Source organism: Ramlibacter albus, from assembly GCF_014297445.1.
In the GTDB taxonomy this organism is placed as follows: Bacteria; Pseudomonadota; Gammaproteobacteria; order Burkholderiales; family Burkholderiaceae_C; genus Ramlibacter; species Ramlibacter albus.
The window spans coordinates 254,830-276,839 of the sequence record NZ_JACORU010000003.1; the positions used below are offsets into that span (position 1 = coordinate 254,830).

27 protein-coding genes and 1 riboswitch are annotated in these 22,010 nt (G+C 67.2%); of the genes, 11 read left to right on the plus strand and 16 right to left on the minus strand.

The features are described from left to right. Positions 1–32 precede the first annotated feature (32 nt). A complete protein-coding gene (locus H8R02_RS10610; protein WP_255429275.1) occupies positions 33–1,379 on the plus strand; it encodes a M23 family metallopeptidase in 1,347 nt (448 codons plus the stop codon). Positions 1,380–1,404: 25 nt separating this feature from the next. Continuing rightward, a complete protein-coding gene (locus tag H8R02_RS10615; RefSeq protein ID WP_187081368.1) occupies positions 1,405–2,505 on the plus strand; it encodes an anhydro-N-acetylmuramic acid kinase in 1,101 nt (366 codons plus the stop codon). Here the strand turns inward: H8R02_RS10615 and erpA are convergent. The 5 genes from erpA to rplM all read right to left on the minus strand — a co-directional run bounded on the left by erpA (position 2,502) and on the right by rplM (position 4,962). Continuing rightward, positions 2,502–2,873 (minus strand): iron-sulfur cluster insertion protein ErpA, encoded by a 372-nt coding sequence (gene erpA / locus H8R02_RS10620; RefSeq protein WP_187081369.1) that lies wholly within the window; start codon positions 2,871–2,873, stop codon positions 2,502–2,504. The genes H8R02_RS10615 and erpA overlap by 4 nt on opposite strands. Before the next feature lie 61 nt (positions 2,874–2,934). Beyond that, positions 2,935–3,330 carry a bactofilin family protein gene (locus tag H8R02_RS10625; RefSeq protein ID WP_187081370.1) on the minus strand — a complete coding sequence of 132 codons (396 nt, stop codon included), beginning with the start codon at positions 3,328–3,330 and terminating at the stop codon, positions 2,935–2,937. A 25-nt stretch (positions 3,331–3,355) separates the two neighbouring features. Beyond that, the gene (locus tag H8R02_RS10630) at positions 3,356–4,057 is read right to left on the minus strand and encodes a DUF6776 family protein (RefSeq protein ID WP_187081371.1); all 702 of its coding nucleotides are present in this window, start codon (positions 4,055–4,057) and stop codon (positions 3,356–3,358) included. 81 nt (positions 4,058–4,138) lie between these two features. After that, on the minus strand, positions 4,139–4,531 hold the full coding sequence (gene rpsI, locus H8R02_RS10635; protein WP_187081372.1) for a 30S ribosomal protein S9: 393 nt from the start codon (positions 4,529–4,531) through the stop codon (positions 4,139–4,141). Then, positions 4,528–4,962, minus strand: a complete 435-nt coding sequence (rplM, locus tag H8R02_RS10640) for a 50S ribosomal protein L13 (protein WP_187081373.1) — start codon at positions 4,960–4,962, stop codon at positions 4,528–4,530. The genes rpsI and rplM overlap by 4 nt, the downstream gene beginning before the upstream one ends. A gap of 138 nt (positions 4,963–5,100) precedes the next feature. Between rplM and H8R02_RS10645 the strand changes: the two genes are divergently transcribed. Then, positions 5,101–5,976: a 23S rRNA (adenine(2030)-N(6))-methyltransferase RlmJ gene (locus H8R02_RS10645; protein WP_187081374.1), complete on the plus strand. Its 876-nt coding sequence runs from the start codon at positions 5,101–5,103 to the stop codon at positions 5,974–5,976. Here the strand turns inward: H8R02_RS10645 and H8R02_RS10650 are convergent. Next, positions 5,973–6,512 carry a CAP domain-containing protein gene (locus H8R02_RS10650; protein WP_187081375.1) on the minus strand — a complete coding sequence of 180 codons (540 nt, stop codon included), beginning with the start codon at positions 6,510–6,512 and terminating at the stop codon, positions 5,973–5,975. The genes H8R02_RS10645 and H8R02_RS10650 overlap by 4 nt on opposite strands. Positions 6,513–6,641: 129 nt before the next feature. On the opposite strand from H8R02_RS10650, the gene paaA reads away from it, so the two are divergent. From paaA to paaE, 5 genes are read left to right on the plus strand one after another with little or no spacing between them, the layout of a single operon-like run. Further along, the gene (gene paaA / locus H8R02_RS10655; RefSeq protein ID WP_187081376.1) at positions 6,642–7,643 is read left to right on the plus strand and encodes a 1,2-phenylacetyl-CoA epoxidase subunit PaaA; all 1,002 of its coding nucleotides are present in this window, start codon (positions 6,642–6,644) and stop codon (positions 7,641–7,643) included. Beyond that, a complete protein-coding gene (gene paaB / locus H8R02_RS10660; RefSeq protein ID WP_187081377.1) occupies positions 7,640–7,936 on the plus strand; it encodes a 1,2-phenylacetyl-CoA epoxidase subunit PaaB in 297 nt (98 codons plus the stop codon). The genes paaA and paaB overlap by 4 nt, the downstream gene beginning before the upstream one ends. Continuing rightward, the gene (gene paaC / locus H8R02_RS10665) at positions 7,933–8,715 is read left to right on the plus strand and encodes a 1,2-phenylacetyl-CoA epoxidase subunit PaaC (protein WP_187081378.1); all 783 of its coding nucleotides are present in this window, start codon (positions 7,933–7,935) and stop codon (positions 8,713–8,715) included. The genes paaB and paaC overlap by 4 nt, the downstream gene beginning before the upstream one ends. Continuing rightward, positions 8,712–9,215 carry a 1,2-phenylacetyl-CoA epoxidase subunit PaaD gene (gene paaD / locus H8R02_RS10670; protein WP_187081379.1) on the plus strand — a complete coding sequence of 168 codons (504 nt, stop codon included), beginning with the start codon at positions 8,712–8,714 and terminating at the stop codon, positions 9,213–9,215. Before paaC ends, paaD begins: the two co-directional genes overlap by 4 nt. Then, positions 9,215–10,303, plus strand: a complete 1,089-nt coding sequence (paaE, locus tag H8R02_RS10675; protein WP_187081380.1) for a 1,2-phenylacetyl-CoA epoxidase subunit PaaE — start codon at positions 9,215–9,217, stop codon at positions 10,301–10,303. The genes paaD and paaE overlap by 1 nt, the downstream gene beginning before the upstream one ends. On the opposite strand, the gene H8R02_RS10680 is transcribed toward paaE, so the two are convergent. The 5 genes from H8R02_RS10680 to ahcY all read right to left on the minus strand — a co-directional run bounded on the left by H8R02_RS10680 (position 10,304) and on the right by ahcY (position 14,577). Beyond that, entirely contained in the window at positions 10,304–10,870 is a 567-nt protein-coding gene (locus H8R02_RS10680) for a hypothetical protein (protein WP_255429276.1), read from the minus strand. Between the two features lie 167 nt (positions 10,871–11,037). Beyond that, a complete protein-coding gene (locus tag H8R02_RS10685) occupies positions 11,038–11,583 on the minus strand; it encodes a septal ring lytic transglycosylase RlpA family protein (RefSeq protein WP_354004900.1) in 546 nt (181 codons plus the stop codon). Further along, entirely contained in the window at positions 11,580–12,404 is an 825-nt protein-coding gene (gene metF, locus H8R02_RS10690) for a methylenetetrahydrofolate reductase [NAD(P)H] (protein ID WP_187081382.1), read from the minus strand. The genes H8R02_RS10685 and metF overlap by 4 nt, the downstream gene beginning before the upstream one ends. Then, positions 12,404–13,144 (minus strand): TlyA family RNA methyltransferase, encoded by a 741-nt coding sequence (locus H8R02_RS10695; protein WP_187081383.1) that lies wholly within the window; start codon positions 13,142–13,144, stop codon positions 12,404–12,406. Before H8R02_RS10695 ends, metF begins: the two co-directional genes overlap by 1 nt. A gap of 11 nt (positions 13,145–13,155) precedes the next feature. Beyond that, positions 13,156–14,577 carry an adenosylhomocysteinase gene (gene ahcY / locus H8R02_RS10700; RefSeq protein ID WP_187081384.1) on the minus strand — a complete coding sequence of 474 codons (1,422 nt, stop codon included), beginning with the start codon at positions 14,575–14,577 and terminating at the stop codon, positions 13,156–13,158. A 60-nt stretch (positions 14,578–14,637) separates the two neighbouring features. Then, positions 14,638–14,706: riboswitch (S-adenosyl-L-homocysteine riboswitch) on the minus strand. A gap of 250 nt (positions 14,707–14,956) precedes the next feature. On the opposite strand from ahcY, the gene H8R02_RS10705 reads away from it, so the two are divergent. Then, positions 14,957–15,823, plus strand: coding sequence for a hypothetical protein (locus tag H8R02_RS10705; RefSeq protein WP_187081385.1), 867 nt, complete (start codon positions 14,957–14,959; stop codon positions 15,821–15,823). A 41-nt stretch (positions 15,824–15,864) separates the two neighbouring features. Then, positions 15,865–16,926 (plus strand): ATP-dependent DNA ligase, encoded by a 1,062-nt coding sequence (locus tag H8R02_RS10710; protein WP_187081386.1) that lies wholly within the window; start codon positions 15,865–15,867, stop codon positions 16,924–16,926. Between the two features lie 15 nt (positions 16,927–16,941). On the opposite strand, the gene H8R02_RS10715 is transcribed toward H8R02_RS10710, so the two are convergent. Genes H8R02_RS10715 through H8R02_RS10735 form a run of 5 tightly spaced genes read right to left on the minus strand, consistent with a single transcriptional unit; the run spans position 16,942 to position 20,353 of the window. Further along, positions 16,942–17,364, minus strand: coding sequence for a PIN-like domain-containing protein (locus tag H8R02_RS10715; protein ID WP_187081387.1), 423 nt, complete (start codon positions 17,362–17,364; stop codon positions 16,942–16,944). Continuing rightward, a complete protein-coding gene (locus H8R02_RS30775) occupies positions 17,361–18,032 on the minus strand; it encodes a DUF433 domain-containing protein (RefSeq protein ID WP_187081388.1) in 672 nt (223 codons plus the stop codon). The genes H8R02_RS10715 and H8R02_RS30775 overlap by 4 nt, the downstream gene beginning before the upstream one ends. Positions 18,033–18,087: 55 nt before the next feature. Then, entirely contained in the window at positions 18,088–18,540 is a 453-nt protein-coding gene (locus tag H8R02_RS10725) for a hypothetical protein (protein WP_187081389.1), read from the minus strand. 27 nt (positions 18,541–18,567) lie between these two features. Beyond that, on the minus strand, positions 18,568–19,764 hold the full coding sequence (locus tag H8R02_RS10730; protein WP_187081390.1) for an MFS transporter: 1,197 nt from the start codon (positions 19,762–19,764) through the stop codon (positions 18,568–18,570). 31 nt (positions 19,765–19,795) lie between these two features. Continuing rightward, positions 19,796–20,353, minus strand: coding sequence for a hypothetical protein (locus tag H8R02_RS10735; RefSeq protein ID WP_187081391.1), 558 nt, complete (start codon positions 20,351–20,353; stop codon positions 19,796–19,798). 28 nt (positions 20,354–20,381) lie between these two features. On the opposite strand from H8R02_RS10735, the gene H8R02_RS10740 reads away from it, so the two are divergent. Beyond that, positions 20,382–22,010 (plus strand): peptide chain release factor 3, encoded by a 1,629-nt coding sequence (locus H8R02_RS10740; protein ID WP_187081392.1) that lies wholly within the window; start codon positions 20,382–20,384, stop codon positions 22,008–22,010.

The window sequence follows — 22,010 nt, forward strand, 5'->3', positions numbered from 1 at the left end:
GGTCTTTCAAGCTGTAGGAAGGACGAAGAAACTTGACCCCCGCCATGAAGGCCGCCGCCGGCCGATTCGTCTCGCGTGCGGCCCACATGCTGGAGCACCATCCGAAACAGGTGACGCTCGCCGTGGCCGCCCTGCTGCTGGGCGCCGGGAGCATCGCGGTTGCAAGCATCGAAGACCCCGCCGACTCGCTGCCGCCCGCGCGCCAGGTCGTCGAGGACGTGGTGCCTGCGTCGCTCACCGCGCAGTCCGAAGCGCTGGGTGCCTTCAGCTACAACCTCTACCGCAGCGACACCATGCGCGGCAGCGACACCGTGGAGTCGCTGTTCTCCCGCCTGGGCGTCACCGACGCGGCCGCGGCCGCCTACTTGCGCACCGACCCGACGTTCCGCACCCGCGTGCTGGGCCGCGGCGGCCAGATGGTCACCGCCGAAGCCAGCGACAAGCATGCGCTGGTGAAACTCACCGCGCGCTGGGCCAGCGACGACGCGAATTTCCAGCGCCTCGTGGTCGAGCGCAATGCGCAGGGCCAGTTCACGACGCGCGTCGAGACCGCGCCGCTGGTGCCGAACGTGCGGCTTGGCAGCGGCACGATCTATTCCAACCTGTTCGCCGCGGTCGACGAGTCGCGCATCCCGGACGGGGTGGCGATCCAGATGGCCGAGATCTTCTCGGGCGCCATCGACTTCCACCGCGGCCTGCGCAAGGGCGACCGCTTCAGCGTGGTCTACGAAACGCTCGACGCCGACGGCGAGCCGCTGCGCACGGGCAAGGTGCTCTCCACCGAGTTCACCAACGCGGGCAAGCAGGTCAACGCCGTGTGGTTCCAGGAGCCGGGCAAGAAGGGCGCTTACTTCGACTTCGCGGGCAAGAGCCTCGAGCGTATGTTCCTCGCCTCGCCGATGGAGTTCTCGCGCGTGACCAGCGGGTTCGCGATGCGATTCCATCCCATCCTCAACCAGTGGCGTGCGCACAAGGGCGTCGACTACGGCGCGCCCACCGGCACGGCCGTGCGCGCGGTGGGTGACGGCGTGGTGGAGTTCGCCGGCTGGCAGAACGGCTACGGCAACGTCGTGATCGTCGACCATGGCAAGGGCGCGGTCACGCTGTACGGCCACCTCAGCCGCGTGAACGTCAAGCGCGGCGAGAAGGTCGCGCGCTCGCAGAACATCGGCAACGTCGGCGCCACCGGCTGGGCCACCGGCCCGCACCTGCACTTCGAGTTCCGCGAGAACGGCATCCACAAGGACCCGCTTACCGTCGTGCGCAACAGCCCGACCGTCGAGCTGACGGCGCAGGCGCGGCCGAAGTTCGAGGAGTCGGTGCGCAACGTGCGACTGGTGCTGGACGCGGCTTCCACTTCGCACCTCGCCTCCCGATAAGCTTGCGGCCCGGTACGATGGGCCCATGCGAGACCTCTACATCGGCCTGATGTCGGGCACGTCCATGGACGGCGTCGACGGCGTCCTGGCGGATCTCTCCTCCTCCCCCACGGTGCTCGCGCACGCGAGCGCGCCCTTTCCAGAAGCGCTGCGCGACGAGCTGATGGCGCTGAACAGCGGCGGCGACAATGAGCTGCATCGCGCAGCGCTCGCAGCGAACGGCTTGGTGCGGGTCTATGCCCACGTGGTGCAGGACCTGCTGCGTGCGGCCAAAGTGGCGCCACAGGACGTGAAGGCGATCGCCGCGCATGGCCAGACGGTACGCCACCGGCCGCGCATGTTCGACGGCACCGGCTACACGATCCAGCTGAACCAGCCGGCGCTGCTCGCGGAGCTGACGGGCATCGACGTCGCGGCCGATTTCCGCAGCCGCGATGTCGCTGCCGGCGGACAGGGCGCACCGCTCGCGCCGTTCTTTCACCAGGCAGTGTTCGCGCGCAGCGGCGAGACGGTGGGCGTGCTGAATATCGGCGGCATCTCCAACCTCACGGTGCTGAAGGCCGACGGCTCCATGCTCGGCTTCGATTGCGGGCCCGGCAATGCGCTGATGGACTTCTGGTGCAAGCTGCACACGCAGGCCGACTACGACGACGGCGGGCGCTGGGCCGCCAAGGGCCACGTGGTCGAACCGATGGCCAAGGCCATGCTGCGCGACCCCTACTTCGCGCAGCAGCCGCCCAAGAGCACCGGCCGCGATCACTTCAACCAGTCGTGGCTCGAGCATCACCTGCGCGGCACCCTCGCCGCGCGCGCCGAGGACGTGCAGGCGACGCTGGCCGAGCTCACCGCTCGCGCCTGCGCGCAGGATGCGCACCGCTATTCATTGCGCAGGCTGGTGGTCTGCGGCGGCGGCGCGCTGAACGCGCACCTGATGTCACGCCTGGCCGCCCTGCTGCCCGGCGTGCAGGTCCAGCCCAGCAGCGAAGCCGGCGTGCCGCCCCGGCAGGTGGAAGCCCTCGCCTTCGCGTGGCTCGCGCGCAAGACGGTGCAGCGGGAAAAACTGGACCTCCAAAGCACAACGGGCGCCAGTGGCGCCCGTGTGCTGGGTTGCATCTACCCGGCTTAGGTCGAGAAGCTCGAGCCGCAGCCGCAGGTGGTGGTGGCGTTCGGGTTCTTGATGACGAACTGCGCGCCCTGCAGGTCTTCCTTGTAGTCGATCTCGGCGCCCACGAGGTACTGGTAGCTCATCGCGTCGATCAGCAGGGACACGCCGTTCTTGGTCATCACGGTGTCGTCCTCGTTGGCGATCTCGTCGAACGTGAAGCCGTACTGGAAGCCGGAGCAGCCGCCGCCCTGCACGAACACGCGCAGCTTGAGGTCGGGGTTGCCTTCCTCGGCGATCAGGTCGGCCACCTTCGCGGCCGCGCTGTCGGTGAAGATCAGCGGGTCGGGCATCTGGCTTTCGGCTTGCACGGTCTCGGCAACTGCGGTCATTCTCTACTCCGTCGGTCGGGGATTTCACGTGATGGTACGACACCCCGCCCGCGGCCGCACGCTAGTTGTTGTTTGCCGCCAGCTTCAGTAAGGGCTTTTCCTCGCCCACCAGCAGGGGTTTCAACTGGCCGGAGATGACGGCGCCCTGGTGCATTTCAAGCGCACGGTAGGAGACGTCGCCCTCGATCTGCGCCTTGGGCTGCAGCTCGAGCAGCTCGCGCGCGATGACGGGGCCGCGGACCGTGCCGTTGATGATGACGTGGTCCGCCTGGACCTCGCCCTGCACGGTGGCGGCCTCGGAAATGACCAGCAGGCTCGACGATTCGGGGTTGGCGCGGATGTCGCCGAACACCTCGCCGTCGACGCGCAGGCCTTCGGTGAACTTGATGTCGCCTTCGATCCGGCTGCCGGTTGCGATCAGGCTCTTGATGGGGGGCTGGGCTTTCTTGCCGAACATGTCTTTGGCTCCACAACGCGAAAGGTCACAGGGTAATCGTTTGCACAGCCTTTGTGGCCGTACCGTCGAGCACTTTGGCTGAGACGTTCTTGACAATTGCTGTAGGAGGAATGTCCACCATGCCTTCGACACGGCGGTACTGGCGCACCTGCAGCGGGCTGCCGGCGACCGGCATGGTCCACGGTTTGCCACCCATCGTGCCGCTCAGGCTGAGCTCGATCTTGCCGCGGAACTCGGGCGCGTTCTTCACGGGCTGGATCACCAGCACCTGCCACTTCAGCTGGCCGCCGGCCATCACCTCGGCCTGCAGGCCGCGGATGGCCACGCCTTCGGCGCCGGAGGACGGGATGAGCTTCTCGAAGAAGCCGAGGTCGTCGCGCAGCGCGCGGTTCTCGGCTTCCAGCTGCTTGATCTGTGCTGTCAGGCGCTCCTGCGCGGCCTTCTCCGTCGTGATGAGGCTCGCCGAGGTGTTGAGGATGGATTGCGCCTTGTCGCGCTCCTCGCGCATCTTGGCCATGTCGGCGCGCAGGCGGACGAGCTCCTCCTTGGCGCCGGTGTCGAGACCGGCGATGTCCTTGCCCAGCTCGAAGGCCCACAGCGCGATCGCGGCACAGAAGCCCAGCACGATGGCCGCCATGGCCCAGCGGATGGGCCACGGCATGGCGCTGCGCACCGCCATGCGCGGGGCGCTGATCGTGAGGCGTCTTCGCCAGAGCTTGAAACGCATCGTCTCCTCGGGTCCCCAGACAACAAAGCCGCAGCAAGCTTGGGGCTTGTGCGGCTTTGCCTGCCAGTTGCGAAGCTTTGTTTAGCGCTTCGAGAACTGCTTGCGACGGCGGGCGGAGTGCAGGCCGACCTTCTTGCGCTCGACCTCGCGAGCGTCACGCGTCACGAAGCCGGCTTGCGACAGCTGGGGCTTCAGGGCCGCGTCGTAGTCGATCAGGGCGCGCGTGATGCCGTGGCGCACCGCGCCGGCCTGGCCGGATTCACCGCCGCCGTGCACGTTGACCTGGATGTCGAACGCCTGCTCGTTGCCGGTGAGCACGAGGGGCTGGCGCGCGATCATGATCGACGTCTGGCGGCCGAAGAACTCGGCGATGTCCTTGCCGTTGACCGTGATCTTGCCGGAGCCCTTCTTGAGGAAGACACGGGCCACGCTGCTCTTGCGGCGGCCGGTGCCGTTGTTCCATTCACCGATCATGCTTTGATCTCCAGGGGCTTGGGCTGCTGCGCGGTGTGCGGGTGCTCGGCGCCGCCGTACACCTTCAGCTTCTTGATCATGGCGTAGCCGAGCGGGCCCTTGGGCAGCATGCCCTTGACGGCCTTCTCCAGCGCGCGGCCGGGGTGCTTGGCTTGCATTTCCTTGAACGTGGCCTGGCGGATGCCGCCCGGGTAACCTGTGTGGCGGTAGTAGACCTTGTCCGTTTCCTTCGAGCCCGTGACACGGAGCTTGGAGGCGTTGATGACGATGATGAAATCGCCGGTATCGACGTGAGGCGTGTAGATGGCCTTGTGCTTGCCGCGCAGTCGGAGGGCAGCTTCGCTGGCTACCCGGCCGAGCACCTTGTCGGTGGCGTCAATCACAAACCACTCGTGCTTCACGTCAGCGGGCTTGGCGCTGAGTGTGGTCATAAGACTCTCGAGTTTGGTTTGGCGTGCCCTTTTCCGCGGTCGGCTTCCCTCTGGCGGGGATCTCTTAGGCGGTGTGAAAAGTCTTCGCCGCGGGGCATCAAAGCGCTGCGAAGCCCGCCATTCTACGACAATCGGGGGATGTTCAGCTACCGCCACGGCTTCCACGCCGGTAACCACGCCGACGTCCTGAAGCACACGGTGCTCATCGCCGTCCTGAAGCACCTCACGGCCAAGCCCACGGCGATCACCGTGGTCGACACCCATGCGGGCGCCGGCCTGTACCGGCTGGATGACGACTTTGCGGCCACATCCGGCGAGGCTGCGGAGGGGATCGTGCGGCTGAGGCAGCAGCCGCCCGAGCCTCTGGCCCCGCTGCTGGCCGACTACCTGGAACTGGTTGCCAGCTTCAACAAGGCCGGTTCGCTCAAGGTGTACCCCGGCTCGCCCTTCGTCGCCCAGGCGCTGCTGCGGCCGGAAGCGAAGGACAAGCTGCGGCTGTTCGAGTTGCACCCCACCGACAGCAAGGCGCTCGCGGCGCACGTGGAGCAGATCGAGGCGCAGCGCATGGTCACGCAGGTAAAGGCCGACGGCTTCGAGGGCTTGAAAGCGCACCTGCCGCCGCCCTCCCGGCGCGGCCTGGTGCTGATCGACCCGAGCTACGAGATCAAGACCGACTACGGCAAGGTCACGGCCTGCGTGCAGGACTCGTTGAAGCGCTTCGCCACCGGCACCTACATGGTCTGGTACCCCGTGATCCCGCGGCCGGAGGCGCACGACCTGCCGCGCCGACTGAAGACAGTCACCAACAACGCCGGCAAACCGTGGCTGCACGCGGTGCTGAACATCGGCCATGCCGAAGCGAAGGCGGAGCGGCCGGGGCTCACGGCCAGCGGCGTCTTCGTGATCAACCCGCCGCACACGTTGAAGGCGGGCCTGAAGCCCGCGCTGGAGCAGATGGTCGAGGCCCTCGGCCAGGGCCGCGGGCAGTCGCACCTGCTTGAAAGCGCGGGTTAGGTGCGCCGGCCGAGGACCATCGTCCAGTAGCTGCCGTACGTCGTGCCGGGGCGCGCGATGCACGCCACGCCGATCTCGGTGAAGTCGGCATCCATGATGTTGCGGCAATGCGCGGTGCTGCCGAGCCAGCCGCTCACCACGTTGTCGGCGGTGTACTGCTGGCCGGCGGCGATGTTCTCGCCAACGCTGGTCCACTTGTAGCCGACCTTGTCGACGCGCGTCTCGGCCTGGGCGCCGCTGCGGTCGTTGTGGGAGAAGTAGTTGTTCTCCGCCATGTCGCGCGAGTGGCCCGAAGCCGCGCTGTAAAGCTGGCCGTTCCACGCCACCGGCTGCGCGCTGCCGAAGCGCTGGCCGCCGCAGTTGTAGCCGCGCGAGCGCGCGGCATTCACCTGCTGCAGGATGAGCTCGCGCATTCCGGGCACCTCGCAGGGCGCGCTCTTGAAAGGGCTGGCCGCAAAGGCGACGCCGTGGACGAGGGCGACGGCGGCAACCGCGGCAGCGAATCGGGAACGGTTCTTCAGGCACATGAAGGTCATGGAGAGCGTCCTACATGCGTCGGTTCCTTCCTACATGCGTGTCAGGTGTATCCGACAGTACCCGCCGTGAACTTTCCACGTATCCAAATTAACCGACCGATCGGTCGGTTAATTGCTATACTGCGGCCCATGTACACCCAAGCCATGGATTTGCCGGACGCGCAGCGGCTGCAGGCGGTCCCGGCGGGCGCCTCTGCCGAGCAGGTGGCGTTCGACGAGAAGATCGATGCGGACCGCAAGGTCGAGCCGCAGGACTGGATGCCCGAGGCGTACCGCAAGACGCTCGTGCGGCAGATCAGCCAACACGCGCACAGCGAGATCATCGGCATGCAGCCCGAGGGTAACTGGATCAGCCGCGCGCCCTCGCTCAAGCGCAAGGCCATCCTGCTGGCCAAGGTGCAGGACGAAGGCGGCCACGGCCTGTACCTCTACAGCGCAGCCGAAACACTGGGCGTGAGCCGAGACCAGCTGCTCGACGGGTTGCACACCGGCAAGGCCAAGTACAGCTCCATCTTCAACTACCCCACGCTCACGTGGGCGGACGTCGGCGTGATCGGCTGGCTGGTCGACGGCGCGGCGATCATGAACCAGATCCCCATCTGCCGCTGCAGCTACGGCCCGTACGCGCGCGCGATGATCCGCATCTGCAAGGAAGAAAGCTTCCACCAGCGCCAGGGCTTCGAGTCGCTCATGACGCAGATGCGCGGCACGCAGGCGCAGCGCGACATGGTGCAGGACGCGGTGAACCGCTGGTGGTGGCCCGTGCTCGCGATGTTCGGCCCGCCGGACAAGGACAGCCCCAACAGCGCCACCAGCATGCGCTGGGGCATCAAGCGCATCAGCAACGACGACCTGCGGCAGAAGTTCGTGGACGCGACGATCCCGCAGGCGGAGATCCTCGGTGTCACCGTGCCCGACCCCGACCTGAAGTTCAACGAAGCGACCGGCCACTGGGAATACGGCGCGATCGACTGGGACGACTTCTGGGCCGTGGTCAACGGCAACGGCCCGTGCAACAAGGAGCGCCTCGCCACCCGCGTGAAGGCGCACGAACAGGGCCAGTGGGTGCGCGACGCCGCGCTGGCCCATGCGCGCAAGCAGAAGGCGCGGCAGATGAAGGAAGCAGCATGAGCGCAGACGCCCGCAACGAGTGGCCCCTCTGGGAAGTGTTCGTCCGCAGCAAGCAGGGCCTGGAACACAAGCACTGCGGCAGCCTGCACGCCGCCGACGCGCAGCAGGCGCTGCAGATGGCGCGCGACGTGTACACGCGCCGCCAGGAAGGCGTGAGCATCTGGGTGGTGCCGTCTTCGGCGATCACCGCGTCGCTGCCCGACGAGAAGGCGGAGCTGTTCGAGCCGATGGCCGACAAGATCTACCGCCACCCGACGTTCTACGAGATCCCCGACGAAGTGGGGCACATGTGAAGGCGCCCGTCGAGTACCTGCTGCACCTCGCGGACAACGCCCTGATCCTCGGCCAGCGCAACGCCGAGTGGACCGGGCACGGCCCCGTGCTGGAAGAGGACATCGCGCTCGCGAACATCAGCCTCGACCTGATCGGGCAGGCGCGCCTGCTTTACCAGCACGCGGCATCGATCCTCGGCAACGGCGCGACGGAAGACACGCTCGCGTACTTCCGCGACTCGCACGAGTTCCGCAACCACACGCTCGTCGAACTGCCGCACCATGGCCCGCTGGCCGGCACCGCCATCGCGGACCGCGACTACGCCACCACGATCGCACGCAACTTCCTCTACAGCGCGTTCATGCTGCTGCTGTGGGAGGCGCTGCAGTCGTCGAAAGACGAGCAGCTCGCCGCCATCGCCGCGAAGTCGCTGAAGGAAACGCGCTACCACCTGCGCCATGCGCGCGACTGGGTGATCCGGCTCGGTGACGGCACCGCCGAATCGCAGCGCCGCATGCAGGCCGCGTTCGAGCACCTGCTGCCGTACACGCAGGAGTTCTGGACCGCCTCGCCGCACGAAGAGCAGGCCGTGCGCGACGGCACCGGCGTGGACACGGCCTCGATCCGCGAGGCGTGGGAAGCCGAAGTCGACGAGACGCTGCGCGAAGCGACGCTCGTGCGCCCTGACGCCAAGGGCTACGTGCCGCGCGGCAAGGTCGGCCTGCATTCGGAGCACCTCAGCTACGTGCTGGCGGAGATGCAATCGCTCGCCCGCCAGCACCCCGGGGCAACGTGGTGACCACAGCCACCGAGCAGGCCTGGCAACTGCTCGAACAGGTGCCCGACCCGGAGATCCCGGTCGTGAGCATCCGCGAGCTGGGCATCCTGCGCGAAGTGAACGAGTCCGCGGGTGGCGAGCTGGAGGTGGTGATCACGCCCACCTACAACGGCTGCCCGGCGATGGACCAGATCGAGCACGACGTGCGTGCGCTGCTGCAATCGCACAACCTGCGCGCCCGCGTCGTCACTCGGCTCGCGCCCGCGTGGACCACCGACTGGATCACGCCGGAAGCGCGCACCAAGCTGCGCGAGTTCGGCATTGCCCCGCCGGGTCAGAGCGCCGCCAGCGTCGTGCAGTTCGCACGCCGCCGTGCTCCTGCGATGGGCGAGAGCGTGCCTTGCCCGCACTGCGGCTCGCACAACACCACCGAAACCTCGCACTTCGGCTCCACCGCGTGCAAGGCTCTCTACAAGTGCCTCGACTGCCTCGAGCCCTTCGACCACTTCAAGCCTTACTGATGGCGCTCCATTTCCATCCCCTGAAGATCAAGCGCGTGACGCCCGATGCCGCGGGTGCCGCTGCCATCACGTTCGATGTGCCGGAAAGCCTCAAGAAGGACTTCGACTTCCGGCCCGGCCAGTTCCTCACGTTGCGGGCGATGATCGACGGCCACGACGTGCGCCGCAATTACTCCATCTGCAGCGCGCACCAGCGCTACGACACGGACGGCGAGATCGAAGTCGGCATCAAGCCGGTGGAAGGCGGCGTGTTCTCGCGCTGGGCCGTGAGCCACCTGCGCGAAGGCACGACGCTCGACGTGATGCCACCCGACGGCCGCTTCACCTTGCGCGCTGCCGACGCGCGGCACCGCGTCGGGTTCGCCGCGGGCTCGGGCATCACCCCCATCCTGTCGATCATCTCGAGCACGCTCGCGGCCGAACCCGATTCGCGCTTCACGCTGGTCTACTGCAACCAGCGCGTGAACACGATCATGTTCAACGAGGCGCTGCAGGACCTGAAGGACCGCTACACCTCGCGCCTCACGCTCATCCACCTGCTGTCGCGCCAGCCCACCGAAGTGGAGCTGCTGCACGGCCGCCTCGACGAAGCCAAGGTGCGCGAGCTGCTGCAGGCGCTGCTGCCCGCCTCCGACATCGACGAGGCTTTCATCTGCGGCCCCGAAGGGATGATCGACGGCTGCGAGCGCGCCTTGCACCAGGCCGGCGTGCCGCGCGAGCGCGTGCACACCGAGCGCTTCTTCACGCCGGGTGCGCCCGCGCCGACCAGCGCGCCGCGCTCGATCGCCAGGGAGCATCCCGAGCAGGCGTCGCACGAGCTGGAAGTGATCCTCGACGGCAAGACCCACCATCTCGCCATGGCCGACGGCGACCGCGTGCTCGACGTCGCGCTGGAAGCGGGCCTGGACCTGCCCTACTCGTGCAAAGGCGGCGTGTGCTGCACCTGCCGCGCGCGCGTGATCGAAGGCAAGGTGGAGATGGAGAAGAACTACACGCTCGAAGCCGCCGAGATGGAGCGCGGGTTCGTGCTCACGTGCCAGTCGCGGCCGCTCACGAAGAAAGTGGTCGTCAGCTACGACGAGCGCTGACTAGGAACAGCGCGACTTGAAGTTCTCTTCGAAGCGCTTCAGGTCCGCCTTCTCGCCGTCGCTCAAGTCCGTGCGCCGCTGCTTGATCGCGAGGATGCGCTTCGACTCGTCGCACTGCGCCTGCTGCTGCTTCGTGCGCTCCACGGCCTGCGCCTGCGACTGGCGCTCGGCCACTTTCTGCTGGCGCTGGTCGCGCTGGTCGCGGTTGAACTGGGTGCGCGCCTCCGCCTCCTCCTCGCCGCACTCGCGCTGGTAGTCGCGCTGCATGGTGTAGAGCGTGTCGGACTTCAGGCCACGCGCGGGGGCGGTGCGGATGGCGTCGTGCAGCCCGCTGCAACGCGCGCTCATGTAGCGCAGGTGCCCGGGTGCCTCGCCCAGGCGCGGCATCGCCGGGGTGTACGTCGGCGAACTCGGCGCGGGGCCGTAATAGACCATGCCGCTCTCGCCGCTGCACGGCCGGTCCGAGAGGTAGGTGGCGCCGCTGGAGGTGCGGCACTGGTAGCGGTTCTGGGCAGCGGCGCTGCCGGCGGCCAGCAACAGCACGCCCAGGCAGAGGATCGTTCTCATCGTCATCCCTTCCACCCGTAATAGTACCAAGGCATTCGCCGCAGAATCCAGCCCTATGGACGCGGCAACGCTGGGTGCAACGCTAGGAAGTCACGGACTCGGCCCCTGGCGCGCGCGGCCGCTGGGGGCCAGCTACCTCGCGCAGTCGCTGCGCACGGCGCCCGAGGTCATTGCGTCGGCCGCTTGATGATGCGCAGCACCACTTCCCTGAGCCCGCCGCCCGCGTCGAGCATGCCAAGCGCGCGCGCCGCCGCGCGGCTCAAATCGATGATGCGCTGCTTGATGTGCGGCCCGCGATCGTTGATGCGCACCTCCACGCTGCGGCCGTCGTCGGGGTTCTCGACGCGCACCACCGTGCCGAAAGGCAGCGTCGGGTGAGCCGCCGTCAGCGCGTGCATGTCGAAGCGCTCGCCGCTCGCCGTGCGGCGGCCGTGGAAGCGCGGGCCGTACCAGGAGGCGACGCCGCGGTCATGCGGCTGGGCGGCCTCCGGGTCGGCGGGCTGCGCGGACGGGTCGCCGCCCTGCCCGATCGCGGCCGGCGCGTCGCCCTCCTCCGGCGTGGCCGGTGAGGGCGGGCCGCTTTCGGGCGGGGCTCCCGGCACCTCCACGCCGGCCGGCGCCCCGGGCGACTCGCCCGGCAGCTCCTGCGCAGGCACGGCCCACGCGGCAACGAGCAGCATCACGGCCACGACGGGCGCCGCGAGCCGCTTCACGCCGCCAGCCTCCGGCAGATTTCCGCTGTCGCGGTGGCCTGGTTCATCGTGTAGAAGTGGAAGCCCGGCGCGCCGCCGTCGCGCAGCCGCTCGCACAGCGCCGCGACGACGTCCGCGCCGAACGACTTGATCGACGCGCTGTCGTCGCCGAAGTTTTGCAAACGGGTGCGGATCCAGCGCGGGATCTCGGCGCCGCAGTTGTCGGAAAAACGCATGAGCTGGGTGGAGTTGGTGATCGGCATGATGCCTGCAACCACCGGAACCAGCACGCCGCGCTTGCCGAGCTCATCCATGAACCGGAAATACGCATCCGCGTTGAAGAAGTATTGCGTGATGCCCGAGTCGGCGCCCGCCTCCACCTTCGCGATGAAGGCTTCGAGGTCCGACACCGGCGACTTCGCCTGCGGATGCATCTCCGGATACGCCGCCACCTCGATGTGGAAGTGCCGGCCGGTCTCCGCGCGGATGAACGCCACCAGATCGCTTGAATAGCGGAACTCGCCGCCGATGCCATAACCGCTGGGCAGGTCGCCCCGAAGCGCGACGATTCGCTTGATGCCGGCGGCCATGTATGCGGCCAGGCGGTCGCGGATGGTCTCGCGTGTCTGGCCGATGCACGACAGGTGCGGCGCCGCGGCCACGCCCTCGGCCATGATCTCCTTGACCGATTGCAGCGTGCCCTCCTGCGTGGAGCCGCCCGCACCGAAGGTCACGGAGCAGAACTCGGGCTTGAGTGCGTAGAGCTGCTTGCGCACGCCCCGCAGCTTTTCGACGCCTTCGGGCGTCTTGGGGGGGAAGAATTCGAGACTGATGGGCAGCATCACGCCTGCCTCCTTGCATGGATGAAGAATTCGCGGTTGCCGTCGCCACCCGCGATCGCACTTCCGTACCAACCTTCGACGCGCAGGCCCGCGGCCTCGCACGCGTCGCGCAGCTTCCGCTCGACCCGCGAGTAGAGCGACGCATCGCGCACGATGCCGCCTTTGCCGACGTCGCCCGGCTGCAGCTCGAACTGCGGCTTGGCGAGCATCAGCAGAGTGCCACCCCGCTTCAGCAGCGGCGCCGCGGCCGGCAGCACGAGCGTGAGCGAGATGAACGACAGGTCGCCGGTCACGAGGTCGAAGCCTTCGCCGACCTTCGCTGCGTCCAGCTCGCGCGCGTTGAGCTTTTCGTGGGCCACGACCCGCGCATCGCCCCGCAGCTTCTCGTGCAACTGGCCGTGGCCGACGTCGACACCCACCACCTGCGCCGCACCGTGCTGCAGCAGGCAGTCGGTGAAGCCGCCGGTGGACTGGCCGAGGTCGAGGCATTTCCAGCCTTGCACGTCCAGCGCCGCCGAACGAAGCGCACCTTCGAGCTTGAGCCCGCCGCGCGAGACGTAGCGGGACTCGGCGGTGTCGAGCAGCTCGACCTGCGCCGCTTGTGGAACCTCGTCGCCGTTCTTGGCAACTGCTTTCCACTCGCGCCCGTCGAACCAGCGCACGCCACCCGCGATGAGGCGCTGCGCCTGCGACCGCGAGGTCGCAAGGCCACGTTCGACAAGAAGCTGGTCGGCGCGCATGCGCCCGCCAATCAATAGCGGTACGTGTCGGGCTTGAACGGCCCGGCCTTGTCCACGCCGATGTACGCAGCTTGCGCGTCGGTCAGCACGGTGAGCTCGGCACGCAGCTTCGACAGCTGCAGGCGGGCGACCTTCTCGTCCAAGTGCTTCGGCAGCACGTAGACCTTGCCCGACTCGTACGCATCCGGCTTGGTGAACAGCTCGATCTGCGCCAGCGTCTGGTTGGCGAACGACGACGACATCACGTAGCTGGGGTGGCCGGTGGCGCAGCCCAGGTTCACGAGGCGGCCCTTGGCCAGCAGGATGATGCGCTTGCCGTCCGGGAAGATGACGTGGTCCACCTGCGGCTTGATCTCTTCCCACTTGCACTGCTTCTCGAGCGACGCGACGTCGATCTCGTTGTCGAAGTGGCCGATATTGCAGACGATCGCCTGGTCCTTCATCTTCGCCATGTGCGCGAAGGTGATGACGTCGCGGTTGCCCGTGGCCGTCACGAAGATGTCGGCCTTGTCGGCGGCGTAGTCCATCGTGACCACGCGGTAGCCTTCCATGGCGGCCTGCAGCGCGTTGATGGGGTCGATCTCCGTGACCCACACCTGCGCGGAGAGCGCACGCAGTGCCTGCGCGCTGCCCTTGCCCACGTCGCCATAGCCGCAGACGAGGGCCACCTTGCCCGCCACCATGACGTCGGTCGCGCGCTTGATGCCGTCGACCAGCGACTCGCGGCAGCCGTACAGGTTGTCGAACTTGCTCTTCGTGACCGAGTCGTTGACGTTGATCGCGCGGAACTTCAGCAGGCCCTTGTTGGCCATGTCCTGCAGGCGGTGCACGCCGGTCGTCGTTTCTTCGGTGACGCCGATGATTTCCTTCGCCTTGCGCGAGTACCAGGTCGAGTCTTCCTTCAGCTTCTTGCGGATGGCGGCGTGGAGGATGCGCTCTTCTTCGCTGCTGTGCGTGTCGATCAGCGACAGGTCCTTCTCGCAGCGCTGGCCCAGGTGCATCAGCAGCGTGGCGTCCCCGCCGTCGTCCAGGATCATGTTGGGGCCCTGGTCGCCGAAATCGAAGATGCGGTGGGTGTACTCCCAGTAGTCCTCCAGCGACTCGCCCTTGACGGCGAAGACCGGCGTGCCGCTGGCGGCGATGGCTGCGGCCGCGTGGTCCTGCGTGGAAAAGATGTTGCACGACGCCCAGCGCACCTGCGCGCCCAGCGCCTGCAGCGTCTCGATGAGGACTGCGGTCTGGATGGTCATGTGCAGCGAGCCGGTGATGCGCGCGCCCTTCAAAGGCTGGCTTTTCGCGAATTCTTCACGGATCGCCATCAGGCCGGGCATCTCGGTTTCGGCGATGCGGATTTCCTTGCGGCCCCAGTCGGCGAGGCCGATGTCGGCGATGGCGCAGTCGCTGGTGGCTGCGGGCTTGAGAACGGCATTCATGCGTGGCTCCAATACGATTGGGTTGGATCACGTTCTGGGGGAAGTCTCACCTCACAGAACAGTGGGTGAGCGTCGTTGCGGATTTCCGAGCCTCGCACCGCGTGGGGTGCTGCAACGCTCCTCGGATGACGGGCATTTTAGCAACTTCCTGTCGCCATTCCGCGCGTGAGGGAACCCGTGGCCCGACCGCGTTACGGATTGGTTCGGGCTGCGTGCCATTGCAAACCCGTCTTCCTCCCTTTCTTCAACGAGAAATCCCATGAGTTCAGTCAACCAAGTCCCGCGGACGGCTCCCGGTTCGGTGAGCGTAACCCCTCAACCCACCACCACGGGCTCGAGCACAGCCCGAGAACCTCTGCCAACGCATCTGCAGGACGCCGTGGACGCGGCCGAAAGGAACGCGTACGCCGCAAGACAAAATCTCGCCGACGCCAAGAGCAGGGGGAGCGTCGCCGCAAGGAAGGCTGCCGACGAGTACACGAGCCAATTGGCCAATTACATGAAGACGGACGCATATCGCCAGTCGCAAAGCGCGCGTGCATCGGGATCCGCGCCGGTTCCGGATCGGCCGAAAGCTCTGGTCAAGGCGGAGGCGGCGCTGGATAAGTACCCCGCAGCGAAGGCAATGGTGGCTCGTCAATTGGACGTCGACAGAGCAGAGCAAGAGCTCGTGGATGCTGTCGACGCAATCCGGCAGAACCAGGGCCTGCCTACGAGCAGGGACTTGAGGAACACGTTGGCGGATGCGGGCTTCCTGAGAGACGACGTGACAACGAACCCGACCGCGAGTGTGCGCGGCCGGGACAGCAAGGAAGGGCACGGGCCGGCTGAACGGTCGGCTCGACCCGATCGGGAAGCAATCCTTGGCGAGTTGAAGACCCGGGTGCAACTCGCAGAGAGGGGAGTTTCTGACACTCGCCAGGCTCTCACCCAGGCTCGGGCTCAAGCCGACCCGAACACCAAGACGATGGCCGACGCGTACCACACCGCTTATGCCAGTTGGGAGAGCAATCAGGAAATCCAGATCCTGACGGTGCGGGACGGCATCCTCCCTCCACTGTCTGCAAAGTTGCAAACGGCTGAAGCGGCACTTACGCCCGCAGCAAGGAAGCTGGTCGATCTGACGATCAAACACGAGAGGGCCAAAGAGGCGCTCGCAGCCGCCAAGGCAGAATTTCAAAGGGCGAACGTTGAGCTCATCGCCCCGGACACCCTGGACCGCTTGCGAGAACAAGGATTGGCGTAAAGATTTCGCGCGCGTGGGCTTAGACTTTCAGGGTGGTGAACATGCTGCCCCGTCCGATCGAACCCATGCTCGCCAAGATCGCCGACGCGATCCCCACCGAGCCCGGCTATCTCTTCGAACCCAAGTGGGACGGCTTCCGCGCCCTCGTGTTTCGCAACCACGAGGGCGTTGTCATTCAAAGCCGCGACCTCAAGCCGCTCAACCGCTACTTCCCCGAGCTTGAAAAAGCGCTCGTCGAGCTGCTCCCCAAGGGCTGCATCCTCGACGGCGAAATCGTCATCGCCACGCCGCACGGCCTGGACTTCGACGCGCTGCAGCAGCGCATCCACCCCGCCGCCTCGCGCATCGCACGGCTCGCCAAGGAAACACCCGCTTCGTACGTCGCTTTCGACCTGCTCGCAGCCGGCGGCAAGTCGACCATGGCATTGCCGCAATCGCAACGCCGCGAGCGGCTCGAAAGGCTGCTCGGCAAGCCCAAGCCGCCGCTTCACCTGACACCCGTCACGCGCGACCGCGAGCAGGCGCTGAAGTGGTTGAACGAGTTCGAGGGTGCGGGCCTGGACGGCGTCATCGCGAAGCTGGAATCCGCGCCCTACCAGCCCGCCAAACGCGCGATGCTCAAGATCAAGCACTCCCGCACGGCCGACTGCGTGGTGGCCGGCTTCCGCTGGTACAAGGACCGCGAAGACGCCGTCGGCTCGCTGCTGCTCGGGCTCTACGACGACAGTGGGGTGCTGCACCACGTGGGCGTCACGTCCTCGTTCAAGATGGAGATGCGCGAGGAACTCGCCCGCGAGCTGCAACCGCTGCGCAAGAACGCGCTGAAGGACCACCCGTGGCGCAAATGGGCGCAGGCGGTGGTGGGAGACGAACAGCGCATGCCCGGCGCGCAAAGCCGCTGGAGCGGCGGCAAGGACCTGAGCTGGGAGCCGCTGCGCCCCGAGCGCGTAGCCGAAGTGAAGTACGACCACCTCCAGGGCATGCGCTTCCGCCATGCGGCGGTGTTCCTGCGCTGGCGGCCGGACAAGCCGCCCGAGGATTGCCGCTATGACCAGCTCGAAGTGACAACACCGTTCGAGCTGGCGAAGGTGTTCCGCGCCTGACCATTGACCATTGAGCTACCCCTTTGGAAACCACACCTCGACCCGCCCTGGAGCCGCGGGATTCGCATGCAACTCGGCGGGTGACGCACGGTAGACTTTCAGGATCACGGGCGCGGTATGTCCGGTGAGCAACGCCTCGACACGCTCGACGCTGTTGACGAAGTTGCGCGCCAGCTCCGCCGTCGTGGCCTTGCCGACGACCACCACCAGATGCACCTTGAAGCGCACGACAGCGGCCAGCTCGTTCGGCACGTAGCGAATGCGGCTGTTATGTGTGATTGCCGCCAAGCCATTGCGTCCGCAATGCTCCAGCCACTGCTCATCGCTGCCGTCCGGGGGAAAGAGATCGCCGTGCCTGTGCACGGCAAGACCGGCTTCAGTCAGGATGCGTGGAAACTGCTTCCCGAGGTCCCGGTCCGTGAACCAGGCCCTGCTCACGCGGCGCGGGCGTACAGCACGGCTTGTTGGACTTCGTCGGGCGAAAGATCATAGTCATCGGCAACACCGTCGACCGACTCGCCCGCGTCGATGCGATCTGCAATCGCGGCAGTCGAGACACCGACGCGCATCAGGATGGGCCGGCCGAAGGCGATCTTCGGGTCGATTGCGATGGGCATGGTGGCCTGCTCACCCGTCGCGAGGAATGGGTACAACCGCACCGGGAAGCTCCAGCGGTCCCACTCGACGCGCTGCAGGTAGCGCTTCAGCATCTCACGCATGGCGAGTTGGCCGGAGCGGGTGAGATTGATCAGCTTGCCGTAGCGGTCCAGGAAGACTTCTCCGGCCGTCGTGCGCAGTTCCGGCCGCAGCAGAAGGCGCTGGATTCCGAGTTCCTTCTCCGAATATGCCAACGCCTTTCGCAGGTCCGGCATCGACACCTCGTGCGCGGTACGCAGTGAACGCAGCACGTGAGCCTCGACAAGGTTGTAGAACGAGAGCTGCAAGGGTTCGCGTGAAGCGGGCCGGATCAGCGGCTGGAAACGGTCCCGGTCCGTACGCCCGGCCACCCAGGTGCGCAGAGTTGGCGCAGGCAGCCCGACATAGCGCGCGGCCTCGCTCAACCCGTACGCGGGCTGGTGTCGGATGTCGTGGGCGTCGTTCTTCACGATGGGTGCGAGGGAATGCGAGCGAACGTTCACATTATCGCGCGCCACGCCGCGTCTAGCCCGGCTTGCAGTCACGGATCGCCGCCAGCGCCGGCTCGATCGTGCGCAGGTCGAACCGCAGCGGCTTCTTGCCGTCGCCGTGCTCCATCAGCACGAACAGCATCCTGCTTTTGACCATCTGCTCGAAGTCGGCGCCCTCGAGCACGACTGCGCCAAGGCTTTGCTCCGCCGACGTCAGCGGCCGCGGCGGCCGCAGTTCGCCGCGCCCGAACCCCAGCGCCACGCTGCGCACGTGGGCTTCCTTGGGCAGCTTGACGATGAAGGTGTCCCGGCTGAGCTGCACGCGCGGGTTGTGCCTGTAGAAGCCGGTGCACGCGACCACGTTGCCGGCGTCGCGCACCGAACGCACCACGTTCCAGTCCTCGGACTTGTAGATCACCTCGTTGGGACGCTGCTGCGCGGCGGCAGCAATTGCGGCGAACGCGGCGGCGATGGCGATGGCACGCATGCGGGAAGCCTCCTTCGCCTGCGCACTCTACGCGAAGCGGTCGCGCCCGGCGAGCCCCTTGAACAGCTTCGCCCATGCGGCCGCAACGAGGACGGTGCCGACGCCGCCGACAACCACGGACGCCACCGGCCCCATGAGTGCCGCGGTCGCGCCGGATTCGAATTCGCCCAGCTGGTTGCTGGCCCCGATGAACAGGCTGCTCACGGCCGCGACGCGCCCGCGCATCGCATCTGGCGTCTCCAGCTGCACCAGCGTCTGCCGCACGACCACGCTCACCATGTCGGCGGCGCCCGACGCGGCCAGCGCCGCCATCGACAGCCAGAAATTCCGCGACACGCCGAACACCACGATGAACACACCGAATGCGGCCACGGACACCATCAGCTTGCGCCCCACGTGCCGCGCCAGCGGCTTACGCGCCAGCGCCACCGCCACCACGAGCGCGCCCATGGCGGGCGCCGCGCGCAGCATGCCCAGGCCCTCGGGGCCGACATGCAGGATGTCCTGCGCGTAGATCGGCAGCAGCGCGGTGGCGCCACCCAGCAGCACCGCGAACAGGTCCAGCGTCACGGCGCCCAGCAGCACCTTGTTCGCGCCGATGAAGGACAAGCCAGCCAGCAGCGACTGCATCGTCACCGGCTCGCGCGGCGGCGGCACGTGCTCGTAGCGGACCCCGAAGAGAAGAAGCGTCGCCACGGTGAACACGCCCGCGCAGGTCGCATAGACGACGTCGAGCCCGGCGACGAACAGCAGCCCGCCGATCGCCGGCCCCGCGATCGTCGACGCCTGAAACCCCGCGGCGGCAAATGCGGTGGCGCGCGGGAGCAGCTCCGTGGGCACCAGCGCGGGGATGATCGCGGTGGAAGCCGCCATCTGGAACGGCCGTACCGTGCCCAGCAGGATCGACACGCCGTAGAGCAGCGCCGGGCTGATCCACCCGCGCAGCGTGGCAACCGCCATGATCAGCGCGGCTGCGGCGTGCGCCGCCTGGCAGACCTGCACGATGCGCAGGCGATTCACGCGGTCGGCAAGGTGGCCGGAAGGCAGCGCCACTGCAATGGACGGAGCGAACTGCAGCAGCCCCACCATCCCGAGGTCCCATGCGCTGCCCGTGAGCTGGTACATGTGCCAGCCGATCGCCAGCAGCAGCACCTGGTTGGCCGCGCCGCCCGTCACGCGCGCCGCCCAGTAGCGGATGAAGGCGGGGTGGCGGAACAGCTCCATGGAGCCGCGAGCCTACCTCAACAGCACCGTTTCAGTAGCAGATCTTGCGCACCTGGTCGGCCGTCACGCCGTTGGCGCGCATGCGCTCCAGCAACTGCGGCGGGCACATCACCGCGACAGGCTGGCCAGGCACCGGGCAACCCTGCTTGATGTTGGCCAGCGCCTCCGGGAAACCTTGCAGCCGCAGGTTCACGCCCTTGCGGCCGGTCTCGGTCTCCACTTCGACGGCAAAACGGCGATGGTTCACGAGCTTCTCGAAGGCGGGGCCGGTGACGACGACGGAACGCGCATCGATCTCCGCGGCCGTCGGCGGCCGCGGCGCCTGCGAGAGGTCGTCGCCGTAGCGCGTGACCACCTGCTTGAGACCATTGCCGAAGAAGACGGCCAGCGCGTCCTCGCTCAGCTGGATGTCGCGCTTGTCCTGGTAGAAGCCGGTGCACGCGACCGCGCCGCTGCGGCGCACGGTGCGGATCACCGACCAGTTCGAGCTCTTGAACACCACCTCGTTGGAGCCCAGCTGCGGCTGGGCACCCGCCGGCAGCGCCGCGCCGAGGGCGGCGGCGAGGGCGAAGGCAGCTCGGCAGCTCATTTCGCGATAATCCTAGCTTTTCCCCGCCATGTCGTATACGGCCGAAACCCGGCGGCGCCGCACCTTCGCCATCATCTCGCACCCCGACGCGGGCAAGACCACGCTCACGGAAAAGCTGCTGCTGTTCTCCGGCGCCATCCAGATCGCGGGCGCGGTGAAGGGCCGCAAGGCGAGCCGCCACGCCACCAGCGACTGGATGGAGATCGAGAAGCAGCGCGGCATCTCGGTGGCCTCGTCCGTCATGCAAATGCTGTATCGCGACCACGTGGTCAACCTTCTCGACACGCCCGGCCACAAGGACTTCTCCGAGGACACGTACCGCGTGCTCACGGCCGTCGACTCCGCGCTGATGGTGATCGACGCCGCAAACGGCGTGGAAGCGCAGACCAAGCGCCTGATCGAGGTGTGCCGGCAGCGCGACACGCCCATCATCACCTTCGTCAACAAGATGGACCGCGAGGTGCGCGAGCCGCTGGACATCCTCGACGAGGTGGAGCGCGAACTCGGCATGCCTTGCGTGCCCATGACCTGGCCGGTCGGCAAGGGCAAGAGCTTCGGGGGCATCATGAACCTGCGCACGCAGGCGATGACGGTGTTCGAGTCCGGCAGCGAGCGCAGGCCGCAGGACTTCGACACGATCCCCCTCGCCGACGCGGAAGAACTGAAGAAGCGTTTCGGCGCCGAGTACGAGCACGCGGCCGAGAGCATGGAGCTCGCCGCGGGCGCGTCGCCGGAGTGGAACCACGAAGCCTTCCTCGCGGCGAAACAGACACCCGTGTTCTTCGGCTCCGCCGTCAACAACTTCGGCGTGATGGAAGTGCTGGATGCGCTGGTGGACCTGGCGCCTCCGCCGCAGCCGCGCAAGAGCAGCGTCGTGGTCGGCAAGCAGGTGCAGGAAAAGGTGATGAAGCCGGACGACGACGCGTTCTCCGGCGTCGTCTTCAAGGTGCAGGCCAACATGGACCCGTCGCACCGCGACCGCATCGCCTTCGTGCGCATGGCCTCGGGCAAGTTCACGCCGGGCATGAAGCTGAAGGTGCAGCGCACGTCCAAGGAGCTGCGGCCGACGTCGGTCGTGACCTTCATGTCGCAGCGGCGCGAAGCGGTCGACGAAGCCTATGCGGGCGACATCATCGGCTTCACCACGCACGGCGGCGTGCAGCTGGGCGACACGATCACGGATGGCACGGTGAACCTGCAGTACACCGGCCTGCCTTTCTTCGCGCCGGAGCTGTTCCAGGTCGTGATCCTGAAGAACCCGCTGCGTACGAAGCAGCTGCAGCAAGGCCTCGCGCAACTCGGTGAAGAGGGCGCGATCCAGGTCTTCCGCCCGCAGATCGGCGGCCCGATGCTGCTCGGCGCGGTCGGCCAGCTGCAGTTCGAAGTGGTGCAGCACCGCCTGAAGACCGAGTACGACTGCGACGTGCGGCTCGAGTCCTGCCCCTACACCGGGGCGCGCTGGATCACCGCGGACACGCCCGCCGAACTGAAGACGTTCACCGACGCGTACCCGCAGCGCATGGCGCTGGACGCGGCCGATGCGCTGGCGTTTCTCTGCACCTCGCCCTACGACGTGCGCCTCGCGCAGGAGCGCTTCCCGAAGATCCACTTCCACCTGCTGCGCGAGCACGCGGGCCTGGCGCTCCATGGCTCGTGA